This is a genomic window from Aeromonas sp. R10-2 (genome assembly GCF_040908445.1).
Taxonomy (GTDB): domain Bacteria; phylum Pseudomonadota; class Gammaproteobacteria; order Enterobacterales; family Aeromonadaceae; genus Aeromonas; species Aeromonas veronii.
On sequence record NZ_JBFODS010000055.1, the window covers coordinates 1 to 13,867 of the forward strand.

14 protein-coding genes are annotated in these 13,867 nt (G+C 56.3%); 5 read left to right on the forward strand and 9 right to left on the reverse strand.

Translation table 11 applies throughout. The features are described from left to right. Nucleotides 1-279 (reverse strand): transposase (locus AB5Y97_RS11640; RefSeq protein ID WP_368157254.1); only part of this gene is annotated, 279 nt, incomplete at its 3' end. Nucleotides 280-713: 434 nt separating this feature from the next. On the opposite strand from AB5Y97_RS11640, the gene uvrD reads away from it, so the two are divergent. Together uvrD and AB5Y97_RS11650 are read left to right on the forward strand one after the other, a co-directional pair. After that, nucleotides 714-2,885, forward strand: coding sequence for a DNA helicase II (uvrD, locus tag AB5Y97_RS11645; protein WP_041209786.1), 2,172 nt, complete (start codon nt 714-716; stop codon nt 2,883-2,885). A gap of 299 nt (nt 2,886-3,184) precedes the next feature. Continuing rightward, the gene (locus tag AB5Y97_RS11650) at nt 3,185-5,020 is read left to right on the forward strand and encodes an ATP-dependent endonuclease (protein ID WP_368157988.1); all 1,836 of its coding nucleotides are present in this window, start codon (nt 3,185-3,187) and stop codon (nt 5,018-5,020) included. An 87-nt stretch (nt 5,021-5,107) separates the two neighbouring features. On the opposite strand, the gene AB5Y97_RS11655 is transcribed toward AB5Y97_RS11650, so the two are convergent. Beyond that, entirely contained in the window at nt 5,108-5,545 is a 438-nt protein-coding gene (locus tag AB5Y97_RS11655) for a DUF2846 domain-containing protein (protein WP_017788673.1), read from the reverse strand. A gap of 201 nt (nt 5,546-5,746) precedes the next feature. Then, nucleotides 5,747-5,944, reverse strand: coding sequence for a putative selenium delivery protein YdfZ (gene ydfZ / locus AB5Y97_RS11660; protein ID WP_005357022.1), 198 nt, complete (start codon nt 5,942-5,944; stop codon nt 5,747-5,749). 311 nt (nt 5,945-6,255) lie between these two features. Between ydfZ and AB5Y97_RS11665 the strand changes: the two genes are divergently transcribed. After that, nucleotides 6,256-6,756 (forward strand): DUF1993 domain-containing protein, encoded by a 501-nt coding sequence (locus AB5Y97_RS11665; protein WP_368157989.1) that lies wholly within the window; start codon nt 6,256-6,258, stop codon nt 6,754-6,756. 101 nt (nt 6,757-6,857) lie between these two features. On the opposite strand, the gene AB5Y97_RS11670 is transcribed toward AB5Y97_RS11665, so the two are convergent. The 6 genes from AB5Y97_RS11670 to AB5Y97_RS11695 form a co-directional block, all read right to left on the reverse strand. Further along, nucleotides 6,858-7,370, reverse strand: a complete 513-nt coding sequence (locus AB5Y97_RS11670) for a cupin domain-containing protein (RefSeq protein ID WP_005357028.1) — start codon at nt 7,368-7,370, stop codon at nt 6,858-6,860. A gap of 279 nt (nt 7,371-7,649) precedes the next feature. Continuing rightward, complete coding sequence (locus AB5Y97_RS11675) at nt 7,650-8,306, reverse strand: DUF3313 domain-containing protein (protein ID WP_108541596.1); 657 nt, start codon at nt 8,304-8,306, stop codon at nt 7,650-7,652. Nucleotides 8,307-8,697: 391 nt separating this feature from the next. Then, on the reverse strand, nt 8,698-9,828 hold the full coding sequence (locus tag AB5Y97_RS11680; protein ID WP_201948461.1) for a PotD/PotF family extracellular solute-binding protein: 1,131 nt from the start codon (nt 9,826-9,828) through the stop codon (nt 8,698-8,700). A 57-nt stretch (nt 9,829-9,885) separates the two neighbouring features. Next, nucleotides 9,886-10,521, reverse strand: coding sequence for a LysE family translocator (locus tag AB5Y97_RS11685; RefSeq protein WP_368157991.1), 636 nt, complete (start codon nt 10,519-10,521; stop codon nt 9,886-9,888). A 40-nt stretch (nt 10,522-10,561) separates the two neighbouring features. Beyond that, a complete protein-coding gene (locus tag AB5Y97_RS11690; protein WP_368157993.1) occupies nt 10,562-11,383 on the reverse strand; it encodes an AraC family transcriptional regulator in 822 nt (273 codons plus the stop codon). A gap of 60 nt (nt 11,384-11,443) precedes the next feature. Then, complete coding sequence (locus tag AB5Y97_RS11695; RefSeq protein WP_201976726.1) at nt 11,444-12,160, reverse strand: ABC transporter substrate-binding protein; 717 nt, start codon at nt 12,158-12,160, stop codon at nt 11,444-11,446. Nucleotides 12,161-12,458: 298 nt separating this feature from the next. Here AB5Y97_RS11695 and AB5Y97_RS11700 point away from each other — a divergent pair, with 298 nt between their 5' ends. Both AB5Y97_RS11700 and AB5Y97_RS11705 read left to right on the forward strand, forming a co-directional pair. Continuing rightward, entirely contained in the window at nt 12,459-12,674 is a 216-nt protein-coding gene (locus tag AB5Y97_RS11700; protein WP_368157995.1) for a hypothetical protein, read from the forward strand. Between the two features lie 66 nt (nt 12,675-12,740). Continuing rightward, nucleotides 12,741-13,828, forward strand: a protein-coding gene (locus AB5Y97_RS11705) for an IS3-like element ISAs22 family transposase (protein ID WP_088821966.1) whose coding sequence is annotated in 2 segments (ribosomal slippage) — nt 12,741-12,993 and nt 12,993-13,828 — 1,089 coding nt in all. Because the reading frame shifts where the segments join, the coding sequence is not laid out codon by codon here. Nucleotides 13,829-13,867 lie beyond the last annotated feature (39 nt).

The following is a 13,867-nucleotide window of genomic DNA, read 5'->3' on the forward strand; positions in this document are numbered from 1 at the left end:
TATCTGCTCCGGGCTCCACCACCAGGCGAGTGTCAGCTCGACAAACTGGATGACATCGGCAGATAGCCGAGATTTGGCCGCACTGGCCCGTCGGTGGGTGGCGTGCTGATGCGCATTGTCTGGCTGGTAGCCCTGCGGCCCGGCGTTACGACGCAGCTCCCGGTAGAGGGTGGAGCGATGAACGCCAATGGCGCGTGCGGTGGCAAGGATGGACATCCCCTGTGCGCGAAGCACCGATAACTGGTATCGTTGCCCCTCGGTCAACTGCTGATAGCTCATGGTGATACTGCTTTTACTTTGGCGAGCAGAAGGGTACCACCAATCAGCAGTTGGCCACCTCTCGCCATTCATCCATGAGTGTCGCACTTATTATCTGAATTCCCGTGCAGAGTCAGAGCGTCTCTCTTGGCCAAGGAACGTTTGAAACCTTATCAACCAATATTAGATTCACACATGGCACCTATAGTCGCGGTGACATTGTGTTATTCAATACCTATGGTTGTAACCCGTCGAACTGTTTCTCCAGCCATGAAGTCCGCATTCGCCTAAGCGACCTTCAATTGCAAGCCGGACGAACCATGTTGTTTGATACCAATGGTCAGGCGTTTGCACATAAACGCAGCTACCAACTCTCCCTCCGCTAACGCAACAGGTTAGCCATTCCATTCACATGGCCGTATAATCCCCGCCTGTATAAATAAACAGGAGTGGTGATGGACGTTTCAACCCTGCTCGACGGGCTCAACGACAAGCAAAGAGATGCCGTTGCGGCGCCCCGCAGCAACCTGCTGGTGCTGGCCGGTGCCGGTTCGGGCAAGACCCGGGTGCTGGTGCACCGTATCGCCTGGCTGATGCAGGTGGAACGCTGTTCACCCTTCTCCATCATCGCGGTCACCTTTACCAACAAGGCGGCGGCCGAGATGCGCGGCCGGGTCGAGAAGGTGATCGGCGACGGCGTGCGCGGCATGTGGATCGGCACCTTCCACGGCATCGCCCACCGTTTGCTGCGGGCCCACCATCTGGATGCGGGGCTGCCGCAGGATTTCCAGATCCTCGACTCCGATGACCAGTACCGGCTGATCCGCCGGGTGCTCAAGGCGCTCAACCTCGACGAGAAGCACTGGGCCCCGCGCGCCGTGATGGGCTACATCAACGGCAAGAAAGATGAAGGCTTGCGCCCCGGCGACATCGACCTCTACGGCGACCCCGTCACCCGCACCTATCAGCAGATCTACAAGACCTATCAGGAGACCTGCGATCGCTCCGGTCTGGTGGACTTTGCCGAGCTGCTGCTGCGCGCCCACGAGCTGTGGCTCAACAAGCCGCACATCCTCGAGCACTACCGCGACCGCTTCCAGAACATCCTGGTGGACGAGTTTCAGGATACCAACGGCATCCAGTACGCCTGGCTGCGAATGCTGGCGGGCAACAGCGGCAAGGTGATGATCGTCGGCGACGATGACCAGTCCATCTACGGCTGGCGCGGCGCCAAGATCGAGAACATCCAGCGCTTCCTGACCGACTATCAGGGCGCCGAGACCATCCGCCTCGAACAGAACTACCGCTCCACCGCCAATATCCTCAAAGCCGCCAACAGCGTCATCGCCAACAACGCCGAGCGCCTTGGCAAGGAGCTGTGGACCGAAGGGGCCGAGGGCGAGCCGATTTCGCTCTACGCCGCCTTCAACGAGGTGGACGAAGCGCGCTTCGTGGTCGGCCGTCTCAAGGATTGGAAGGAAAAGGGCGGCCTCCTGGCCGACTGCGCCATCCTCTATCGCTCCAACGCCCAGTCGCGGGTGCTGGAAGAGGCGCTGATGCAGGACGCCATGCCGTATCGCATCTACGGCGGCCTGCGCTTCTTCGAGCGCCAGGAAATCAAAGACGCCATGGCCTACCTGCGCCTTATCAACAATCGCGGCGACGACGCCAGCTTCGAGCGGGTGGTCAACACCCCGACCCGCGGCATCGGCGATCGCACCCTCGAGATCCTGCGCGGCAACGCCCGCGATCAGGGGCTCAACCTGTGGCAATCGGCCAAGGCGCTGCTCAACGACAAGGTGCTGACCGGTCGCGCCGGCAACGCGGTGCGCGGCTTTGTCGAGCTGATCGACGCGCTGGAGGAGCAGGTCGCCATGCTGCCGCTGCACCAGCAGGCGGATATCGCCATCCAGAACTCCGGCCTCAAGGCGATGTATCTGGCGGAAAAGGGCGAGAAATCCCAGGCACGGGTAGAGAACCTGGACGAACTGGTCACCGCCTGCCGCCAGTACCAGCGCCCGGACGAGCTGGAAGATATGAGCGATCTCTCCGCCTTCCTCGCCCACGCGGCGCTGGAGTCCGGCGAGAATCAGGCGGACGAATATGCCGATGCGGTGCAGCTGATGACATTGCACAGCGCCAAGGGGCTGGAGTTCCCGCTGGTGCTGCTGGTCGGCGTCGAAGAAGGGATGTTCCCCAGCCAGCAATCCACCGAGGAGTCGGGCCGACTGGAAGAGGAGCGCCGCCTCTGTTACGTCGGCATGACCCGCGCCATGGAGAAGCTCTACATCTGTTATGCCGAGAGCCGCCGCATCTACGGCCGCGAGATGTTCCACAAGCCGAGCCGCTTTATCCGCGAAATGCCCGCCGAGTGTCTGGAAGAGATCCGGCTGCGCACTCAGGTCAGCCGCCCCACCCAGTACGGCCGCTTTAGCCAGAACGAGGTGCAGCAGAGCTTTGACGCCAGCGGCATCAAACTTGGCCAGCGGGTGCTCCATCCAAAATTCGGTGAAGGGGTGGTACTCAACTTCGAAGGTGTGGGCCAGCAGAGCCGGGTGCAGATCCAGTTCGACGACGTCGGCGCCAAGTGGCTGGTGACGGCCTATGCCAGACTGGAAGCACTTTGATTTTTCCTGCTCTTGATATAATCAACCCGGCTTTAGGCCGGGTTGGTGCAAATCGCCTTGCTTGCTTCTCAGAATAACTCTCTCATCCCTCATACTTCCTGAAATAAAATCTAAAGTCCTAGGTATTTACATAGCGTTAGTTATAGAGAGTACATTTTCCAATCTCGTAATACCATTATAAAACCAGTATGAAAGCTTATCTATTACATGTACACTAGCACCAATATATTTTATGTTAAAGTTTGCATTGCTAATTCAACTAAACATTCATCATAAAGATATTAATTTGGGTCCAGGAAATGATACGGCAAATTACAATAAGAAACTTCCGCTCTATTCATAAACAAACCTTCAGCTCAGAAGAAATAACCACTTTTGTTGGAAAAAACGATGCTGGGAAATCCAATATATTAAGAGCACTGAATTTATTCTTCAATAATGAAACCGATCCTTTAAAGAAATTCAACTTCTATGAAGATTATAATATCAATGCAAAAGTTGCACAAAATAAAGCAAAAGAAATAAGTATTGAATTAGTTTTCAAACTACCAGCTAGCTACAGAAAAGAGGATCAGCCTGACACGGTTTTCTGGCGAAGAGTGTGGAGGGAGCACGGTATTCACGCACAAGGAGAGATACAACAATATTGCAGACTAAGGCGTGACACCATTATTCACAAAACTAATTTTCAACCCCGTAGCAAAATACCAAGCCTACTTAGCAACATTAGTTTTATTTACATTCCTGCTATAAAGGACCAGCGTTTCTTTAGAGACTTGCAAGGTAGGCTATATGATGTTTTAGCTATAAGTACTGAGAAAGGATTCCATGCTTCAGCTGCTGACTTCGAAACAAAAATACAAAGTCACATCGAAGAACTATTAAGTGATATTGACTCACAGTTTTCTAGTAAAAATAGTATAAAACTGCCTAAAGATCTCCGGAGTATATTTGAGGTTTTAGAGTTTCAATCAAATAACATTCCATTAGGAAGAAGAGGGGATGGTATAAAAATAAGACATATCCCCATGATCTTATCTTTTATTGGAAAGAAGAGACAAAGTATTGGAGTAAACTCCATAATAAGACCTCAAATATGGGGTTTTGAGGAACCTGAAAATAATGTAGAATTTTCTACATGCTTTGAGTTGAATAAGCAGATTATTGAAGCTGCTAAGCAACACACTCAAATATTCATCACGACGCATTCTCCAGCAATATATTCCTTATGCTCATCACCTGAGTTGACAGGAAATTTAAAAACAGCCTGCTATTATGTTTCTAAAAATGAAAATGAAACGATAGTGACAAACAGCGATGAAAACTCTATACATGGCCATATTGGCTTTTTAGATGTTATTAGCCCTATAATTTCAAAACATAATCTTGAATGGCAAAATAAAATTGAAGCTCAAGAAAAACTAAACTTATCGCTTTCAAATGAATTAGAAAAAAACTCACACCCCAGAGTTTTCCTCGAAGGGAGATCAGATAAATCCATTATAGGTCGTTTATTTAAATTCAACTCCATAAATGAAGTTTTCATAGATACTCCGGACGACGACAATAATAATGCACTTGCCGCAGCAGAAAGGGCAATCGCTTTTCATTTAGTTCAAAAGCACCGCACCGTAGATCAGCAAATAAAAGGTATTTTATTATTGGATGATGATGATGCAGGAAGAAATGCAAAAGCCGTTTTTAATGGGATGGTCAAGGAAAGCAATAATGTCAAAGCATTTCTTATAAACCCCAGCCAAAAGACTATTGCACTTAAGAAGCTCGGATTTTCAATATCAAAAGACATTGAACAATTGCTACCTGATAATCTGTGGCAGCATGCATTAGATAGTCAATGGCTTGATAGGATAGAGAATGAGTCAGAAAAATATACCGAATCAAAATCCATGGAGTTATTTAATAAAGGGATATCCTCAAGCGAATATATAGATACTATTGATGAAAACTTGAAAATAATGGCAAATTATAGATTCAGTATAAAAGGTAAGGAAAAAATGGGGCGATATGTTGAAAAGCTATCTGATGATGAAATATCAGCTTTAGGGCTAGACATAGCATTTAAAAAAGAAATAAACCGAATACTGGACAGTCTAAAAATACCCCAAATTGAATGATTTCTGCGCTGTGTAAATTTAGTGCCCTACCTTTCCGACACAGGCGTAGCTGGTGAGGCTACGCCCGTGTCCGGTAATGCTTTCAGATTACTTAACCAACTTGCTCTCCATCACCCCTTGCTTGCCCTCCTCTTCGCTGACCTGACTCAGCTTGGAGCGGGCCATCAGCAGGCCCATCTTGACCTCCTGCCAGACGTAGTAGTTTTTACCCGCCTCGGTGCTGAGGGTCAGGGTGGCATCGTTCTCCGACTTGGAGGTGATGGTGTGGCTGCCCGGTGTCACCTGCTTGAGGATGTAGGTGTGGGCCACGGTATCACCGACCGCCATACCATCCACCAGCAGCGGCATTTTGACGGCCGCCCCGAAGGTCTCGTTGCGATAGATATAGAGGTTGGCCGCATCCTTGGGCGCCACAAACTGCTTGGCCTGCGCGTCTGCGGTGGCATCGGCCATGGGTACGGAAGCACAACCGGAAAGCAGCGCCGCCGACAGCAGGGCGGCACTCATCATTATTTGCCTGAACATAGTCGTTATTTTTTAGTGAGTTAACGGAGTTTAAAGGTTCGCATGAGCCTGCGCTGGCTGACAATCGCTCAAATCGAGCGGGATGTGACCCGGTTCAATTTTTCGGCATTTGGTGGGATGAAGGGGGAAATCAGAAACCCGGCCGCCAGATGGGCGCGGCGGCCGGGTGAATTGTAAAGAGTAGGGTGACAGGGAAAGGGATCAGCCTAGTCTAATCAACTCGATGGGGGCGTAGCGCTCACCGGAGTTTGCCAGCAGCACGCACTTCTCATGCTCCGCCTGATAGGGGGTCATATTATCGGTGTGGGCCTCTTTCAGAAAATCGACTGCGCCAGTGGCGGCAATCATCACGCGCTGACCCTGGTTCAGCACATTGCGGTTACGGTCATAGATCTTCATCTCATTCTCCTTTTATTGTGTCCTGGCGGATGCGCAGGCGTGTGTCCAGGACAACGGCATTCAGCCTACGCCCCTGAAAAAAGGTGATTTATGTCACAGATCAAAAAAGGGGCGATAAGGGACTCACAGGCTCAAAATGCGAGCATTGCCCCTTGGCCAACGGCTATCGCGCGAAGTAGCGCTACCCTGCCCTTTTCATCGTGGCAGGCTCGAACCCGACAGCGGTTGGGGTATATTGGTGGCCGATTAGCCAGTCTCATTCACCGTGGCCGCGCATGCGGGCCGCTGTTTCAACAAGATGGAGAGTGCCCATGAATCGCGATATCACCGCCCAGTTCATCAAGATGCTGACCAATCTGGATCACTGTCTGGCCAAGGCCGAGGCCCACGCCGCGGCGAAGCAGTTCAACGTGGACAACTTCTTCGGCGATCGGCTGATCGTCGATATGCTGCCCTTCAGCAAGCAGGTGCTGATCTGCTGCGATGCGGCCCGCTCCGTGGTGGCCACCGCCAGCCACAGCGAACTGCCGGCCATGGGCGATGAACCCAAAACCATCGAGGATCTGCGCGCCCATATCGGCAAGACCATCACCTATCTGCAAGGCAAGCTGGACGCGGACTACAGCCAGTACGCCAGCGGTCGCTACGTGCCCCACTGGGCGGGCGGCAAGGGGATGGATGGCCATACCTGCGTCCATGAGTACGGCATTCCCAACTTCTACTTTCACCTCACCATGGCCTACGCCCTGCTGCGCCGCGCCGGGGTCGATCTCGGCAAGCGCGACTATCTGGGCGGGCTCAACCTGCAATAAGCGCTGCACGCCACAGGCGGCAAACAGACAGCAAAAGCCTGCCAAGCGGCAGGCTTTTTTATATCGGGTGGTGCAGGGCTGGTGCGCAGAAAGGCTGCGCCCTAGAAGGGGCCGTTGCGCTCGCGCAGCTTGTCGGGCAGGCCGTCGTGATCCCCCAGCTCGCGCTCGGGTACGTCATCCCAGTGCAGCTTGCCGAGGGTGATATTACGCTCGGGGTGCACGGCGTAGTGGATGCGGTTGTCCTCCCGATCGGTATCGCCGATGCAGAGCAGCCGGACAGTCTCTTCGGTGTTGTTGATAAAGGCGTGGGCCAGCCCGTCACCGGCCTTGAAGCCCACCGAATCCCCCGGTTGCAGCCGATAGAGCACGCCGTCGAGCCAGACATCCGGCGTCCCTTCCAGCACGTGAACGAACTCGTCCTCGGTCTTTTCGGCATGAGGCCAGCTGGTGCGATGGCCGGGCTCGACAATCTCGTGGTGAATGCCGATGCGGCTAAAGCCGAAGTGCTTGCCGAGGGCGCAGCCGCGAGAAAGGGGCTCCTGACTGCCGGAGTAGTAGCGCGGCGTTTGCTCTTGCAGCTCGCTCCAGTGTTTGATGCAGGGGTGGCGATTCATAGTGGTTCCTTTTCTATGAGGATGCGGTCACGGGAAGGGTCATCCTAACTGCCTGAATGCGGGCGAGAAAAGCAGAAATCGGTCGGCCCGTTGCACAGCGGATGGTGTGGCGGCGGACTCGGCAACGGGTCGATTCCCCATTCGGCAAGGGCTGTGCGGCCATGCGAGCGGCAGCGGTGCGGATAAAAATGGAGACAAAAAGAGGGAGCCCCAGGCTCCCTCTCTCGATCTGTCTGCCCCCGTTTTCTGAGGCTGATTTTCCGCTCTTGTTTCCCGCTCTTATTTCCCAAGATTGTCCGCCAGCTGTTTGGCGCGGCTGGCCGCCCACTGGTCGATCATCTTCTCCATCTCCTCGGCGGTGATGGGCTCATCCTTGTGGGTGGTATCCGTGCTCTCGCGGGCATCCATCACCCGCACCAGCAGCTTGCCACTCTGGGAGTCGAGCAGCTGGGCCATGCTGCCCACCTTGAGCAGGTAGGGCTCCTTGCCGATCACTTCACGGGTGACGTTGATGGCGATCTTGGCCGGCAGCAGGTCACGCAGCTTGGGGTCGGGGCGGGTCAGGTCGAAGTTGGTGACGGCGGCCTGGATCCGCATGACTTTCGGGCCGGGTGCGGTGGCGATCTTGACGCCCTGCTTGATCAGCTCGCTCTGGAATTTGTCGTGGTAGTAGCGGCCAATCTGGTTCTGTTCGTTGGCGGTCAGCAGATACCACTGACCATTCTCCTGCCGGATAAACTGCAGCGGATCGAGCAGCACCTCATTGTATTGGCGCAGGTCAACGCCCGGCTCCTTGTAGACGCGCTGATTGGGGTTGCTCTCGCTCTGCTGGAAGGCTGTCAGCGGGATCGCCTGCAAGCTGTGGGATACCTGATTCTTGACGGCGCAGCCACCCAGCAGGGCCGCAGCCACGGCAACCATCACGACCTTTTTCATATTTGCTCCTGCATTTTACTGTTTGTTTTTGCTGTGGATTTCGCACCACATGGCTGGAGAACCCGTGCCGGATGCCGCCAATGTCACAGAGAAATAACCTATTCATCACCTTCCCACAAGCAACAGATCAGGATTGTTCAGCTCACATCCAAGTTGTCACAATTGCGGTGCTTTTATACAGGGTCAGCCAGGGTATGAACGGCAATCTGGCGAGGGTTCGGTTGTTTAATCCGGCTAAATGGGGCTGCGAAAAGCGCTCGGTTTTTTTCAAACGATGGGGGCCAGCGAGCGGCGTGAGTTGAACGGGGGAATGCCCTGGAACGGGCGATGACCGATCATCAGCCATCTTGCGCAAACTTGCCTGCCGCCGGAGAAGCGGCAGGCTCATTCATCAGTTATCGAGATCCCAGGGGCACTGCTTGACCAGCCCCTCTTTGCCGCTGGCGACGATCGCCTGCTGCACCATCCGTTTGTAGCGATTCTTGATATGGGCGGGCAACGCGGGCACCAGCAGCCGCTCGTCAAACTCCGGCAGCGGGCGATCCGGCAGCACCGCCTGCTCCTGCGGACTGAGGGGCGGCCGGGAGGCAATATTGCTGGCCGAGATGGTGGGCGTGCCCACCAGCATCTGGCGTTGCAGCGGCGCGCTCAGCAGAAAATCCACCAGCAGGTAGGCGGCCTTGAGCCGTGCAGGATCATCCCCGACATGGCGGGCGATGGAGATCGCATCGAGGGCATAGATGGCCCCCTCCTGCACCATGGCGATCCGCCACAGCTGATCGTTCTGCTTGTTGCACTCCACCAGCTCCAGCCCCCAGGTGGTGGCAAAGGTCTGCTGGCGCAGATCCTCACAGCGGTTGGCCTGATTGAACCAGAAGCCGCGACTAGCTTGCAGCCGCTGCGAGAGCTGCTGCTCCACCTCTTGCTGCAAGGTCTTGTCGGCCAGCATCTCGCCGCTGGCAAACAGGGCGGGCGACTTGCCCAGCGAGAGCAGCACCGAAAAGAGCAGCGGTTCGAACTGGTCGCAGAACTCGGCAAACTGGCCCGGCGGCGAGCTGTTGGCAAGCACCTGCCAACTGGTGGGCGCTTGCGGCACCTGCTTGCTGTCATAGGCGAGGCTGAACATGGCGTAGGAGAAGGGCACCGAGTAGTTGCGCTCCCCCTGCTTGTCATACTCGGTGTTCTTGAGGGCGGGCTTCACCTCGGGGTAGTGCTGCAGACGACTGAAATCGATGGGGAGCAGCAGCTTGAACAGCGGCTGGTGATGGGCCTTGTAGAAGTAGCTGGTCGGCAGCACCACATCGGCGCTGCGGGTGCGCAGGGAGCGGTAGACGCTGTCGAAATCGGTCAGCAGCGGCTCGATCCGGCTGACCGTCGCCGCCACCCCATGGGCTTTGGCATAGTCGGCAAACTGTTGTTCATAACCCGCAGGCAGATAACCCCACTCCAGCAATTTGAGCTGAACCGGGGCCGCCAGCGCCGGGGTCATCCCCAACAACCAGCAAAGAGGCAGTAGACGCATCGCCGGGTACTCCTGACAGGTAAACCTTGTTGGAGTATAGGCCCATGCGCCCACCCGTCAGGCCACCAGCTCGGCCCCCATGCTCGCCAGAATGGAGAGGCTGACCACCGCAAACAGCACACCAGTCACCAGATTGAGCGGCCGCTGCACCCGCAGCAGCAGGCGCTGGGCGCGATCGGTGGAGAGGCTCCATGCCAGCAACCCGAACCAGCCGAGGGAGATGATGAAGAGCTCGCCCACCAGCAGGCTGCGGGTCATTCCATCCACCTCTGGCGTCACCATGGCGGCCAGCAGACCGATAAAGAACACCAGCGCCTTGGGGTTGAGCAGGTTGGTGGCAAGGCCAGTGCGCACGCCCCTGCCCCAGCCGCGCAGCTCGTTGGCGGCGCTGGCCATCAGGGTACTGCTCTGCTGCCGAGCCGCCATCAGGGCGCCCCACCCCAACCAGCCCAGATAGAGGGCGCCGCAGCACTTGATCACCATAAACAGCAGCGGGTGACTGGCGATCAGCATGCTGATCCCGGTCAGGCTCAGGGTGGCGTGCACCATGATCGCCAGCGAGATGCCCAGCGCCGCGCCAAGAGCGGTCGGCCGGTGCAGGCTGGTGCGCAGGATCAGGGCGAAATCGGGGCCGGGGCTGGCCAGTGCAATCAGGTGCATCAGGCCGAGGGTAACGAACAGACTGGTCAGCATAACAACTCTCGCTTTAACGACGGAGAGCCAGCATGGCGGATCAGCGGGGGGCGCGGCTTGTAAAAGATTGCATCTGGGCACGAAATTCGGCAGGTGTCAGACCGAATGCCTGGCGAAAGCCGTGGTGGAAGTGACTCTGATCGAAGAAGCCGACCGCCAGCGCCACCTCGCTCACCGCCATCCCGCTCGCCAGCAGCCGCTTGCCCTGCTCCAGCCGCAGCCGTTTCAGCCAGGCGTAGGGGGTCATGCCGCTGCGCTTCTTGAACTGGCGCAGGAAGGCGAAACGGTCGAGCCCAAGCAGCCCCGCCAGCTCTTCCAGCGAGTGGGGCTCGTCGAGGGCGGCCATCAGGTAGTCGCGCAGAAATCGCAATTGGGGATCCGCCAGCTGGTGTACCTCGGGGGGCAGATGCAGCAGCTCCCCCAGCAGGGCGAGCAGCTGGCTCTCGATCAGCAGGCCATCGGCCTTGGGGTTGTCGAGATAGCCGTGCAGCTGGGCAAAGCCCTGATAGAGGTCGGGGCGGCTCTGTAATCCCTTGTCGAAGAAGGGTTCCGGCTGCTCCGGCAGCCAGAGCGCCAGCTGCTGCGGATCGATGGCGAAGACCCTCACCTCATACCCTTCCGGCAACAGGCTGAGGCCGTCGTGCACCTCATCCGGGTTGACGGTAGAGAGCACCCCGCGCACCAGATGGTGGCTGTTCCCCTTGTGGATAAACTTCTGGCCACCCCGCTGCACCAGCCCGATATGGTAGTCGAGATGGACATGGCGACCGTAGCTGAACGCCCTGTGGTGGGAGTGTGATAGCTCGACCCCCGGCAGGTGCGGGGATTGCCAGTAGCGGATGAGGGAATCGGTGGTACTCATGGGTTATAGATACACCAGAAGCGGGCCTTGGACTTGTAGATTATTGCACGCAACCCCCTCTCAACGCCCCCACAGCCGCGGGGTTGGCTCCACCAGCGAGGCGAGCGGCACCCGCTCCATCATCTGACGCATCTGTTGCACCAGCTCGGGATTGCCATCTCCCAACGACTTGTTCAGCACGATATGCACCTGCAGCGGGGTGACCGGCAGGTAGATGAGGCGGGTCGCTGCAGGGAGCTTGGCGCGAAAATGGTTGGCGGAAATATCGTTGGAGAAGAGCGCCGCATCAATCCGCCCACGCAGCAACTTCTGCATGTTGCCATGCTCCCAGCTGAGCTGGGAGAGGGTGTCGATGTGGATCTGCGGATGCTGCAACAGCGGCGGCACGATCGCCTGACTCGACCAGCCGATGGTGGTGCCGAAGAGATCTTCCTGCCGTTCGACCGAGTGAAGTCGCGATGGCACCAGTACCACCAGCACTGGCCGCAGCAGCAACAGGTGGGGGTCGATATAGCGAAAGTGACGAGCACGCTCGGGACTGTAACTCAGCAGCGGGGTCAGATCGCACTCGCCGCTCTCGAGGTTGCTGAGCAGCCGAGCCACATTGAGCCCCTGCCACTCGATGGTACGCCCGATCGCGGGTTCGATATGACGGCGAAAGTAGTCGATCACCGGCCCGGAGACCTTGCCCTGCTGATCAATGGTGACCAGCGGCGCCAGCTGAAAGACGCATCCCCGCAGTGGCGCGTTGATCGCCACAGCCTGGCTGATGGTCATAAGAGGGAGAAGAAGTGCCGATAGCAGTAATACCAAACGCGTGCCCGAACGAGAGATACCCATAAATGCCGATCCGATGCCCTGATAGCCATCAGCATGGCACAAGGCAAATGAGCGGGCTATCTGCTCCTGCCGCGCTTCGGCCTCTTGCGCCGCCTACTCACATGACCAATGGGCCCCGTTTTATTGCGGTGAAAATCAATAATCCCGCGGCTTTGATGGATTTTGGTCTCTTGAGATATAGTGCGGCCCCATTCATCAAACCGGCGGATGAGCGCCCCGCCGGACAGGTAAATTCATGAGACTGTTTTTGCTGCTGTTGTCGTTGTTTGCCACGACTGTAAATTCTGATGAAAAGCCGCGCCTGCCCTATTACGACTGGGGTCGCTGCCCGTTTGAAGGCTGCACCTATCAGACATGGACCACCAAGCAAGAGGTGATCGTCAGAGCCGAGCCATCCCTGACGGCCAAAGCGCTGTTCCGGCTACCCCGCGGCCAGCAGGTGGAAGGGTAATCCCCCCGAAAAACTGAGGTGCTCATAAGTAGAATTTTCTCGTATCTTGAACGCAGGAGGTTCTACATGAAAACATCACGCTTTAGCGATGCACAGATCATCGCCATCCTCAAGCAGGCCGAGTCTGGTTCACCCGTCCCTGAGCTCTGCCGTGAGCATGGCATCAGCTCCGCCACCTTCTACAAGTGGCGCTCCAAATTCGGTGGCATGGATGCCTCTCTCATGGCGCGCCTCAAAGAGCTGGAAGAGGAAAATCGTCGCCTTAAGAAGATGTATGCCGAGGAGCGCCTAAAGGCTGAGATCATCTCCGAGGCGATGGCAAAAAAGTGGTGACGCCATCTGCCCGCAGGGAGATGGCGACCAAGGCTGTGGCTCATTACGCCATTTCTATCCGTCTGGCTTGCCAGGTGTTCAAGGTGAGCGAGGGTTGCTACCGTTATCAGCCCGTGCTGGCTGATGAAAACCAGGAGATTGCCGACTGGCTACTGCGCCTCACCGCCAACCAGCGCAACTGGGGTTTCGGACTGTGCTTCCTGTACCTGCGTAACGTCAAAGGCTTTGGCTGGAACCACAAGCGGGTCTACCGGATCTATCGGGCGCTAGAGCTCAATCTGCGGATAAAACCCAAGAAGCGGCTAGTACGCGCCAAGCCGGAGCCGTTGGCAGTCCCTGACCAACCGAATCACTGTTGGTCGATGGACTTTATGCATGACCAGCTCAGCGATGGTCGTTCGGTGCGGTTGTTTAATGTGATCGATGACTTCAATCGCGAAGCACTGTGCATCGAGGTGGATTTTTCCTTGCCTGCCTCGCGAGTCAAACGGGTGCTGGAGCAGGTCATCGAGTGGCGGGGCAAACCAGCCGCAATCCGCTGTGATAATGGTCCGGAATACATCAGCGAAGAGCTCAAGCAATGGGCGCAGCAGAAGAGGATTGCGCTGAGGTATATCCAGCCAGGCAACCCGCAGCAGAATGCCTACATAGAGCGATTTAACCGCACTGTGCGTTACGACTGGTTGGGCCATTACCTGTTTGAGTCACTGAATGAGTTACAGGAATTTGCCACGAACTGGCTGTGGGTTTATAACCATGAGCGGCCCAATATGGCGCTGGGCGGCTACACGCCGAAACAGCGCTTGGCACAGGCCGCATGACCTCTACTTTTGAGTGCTCCAAAAAATGGGGGGATTACC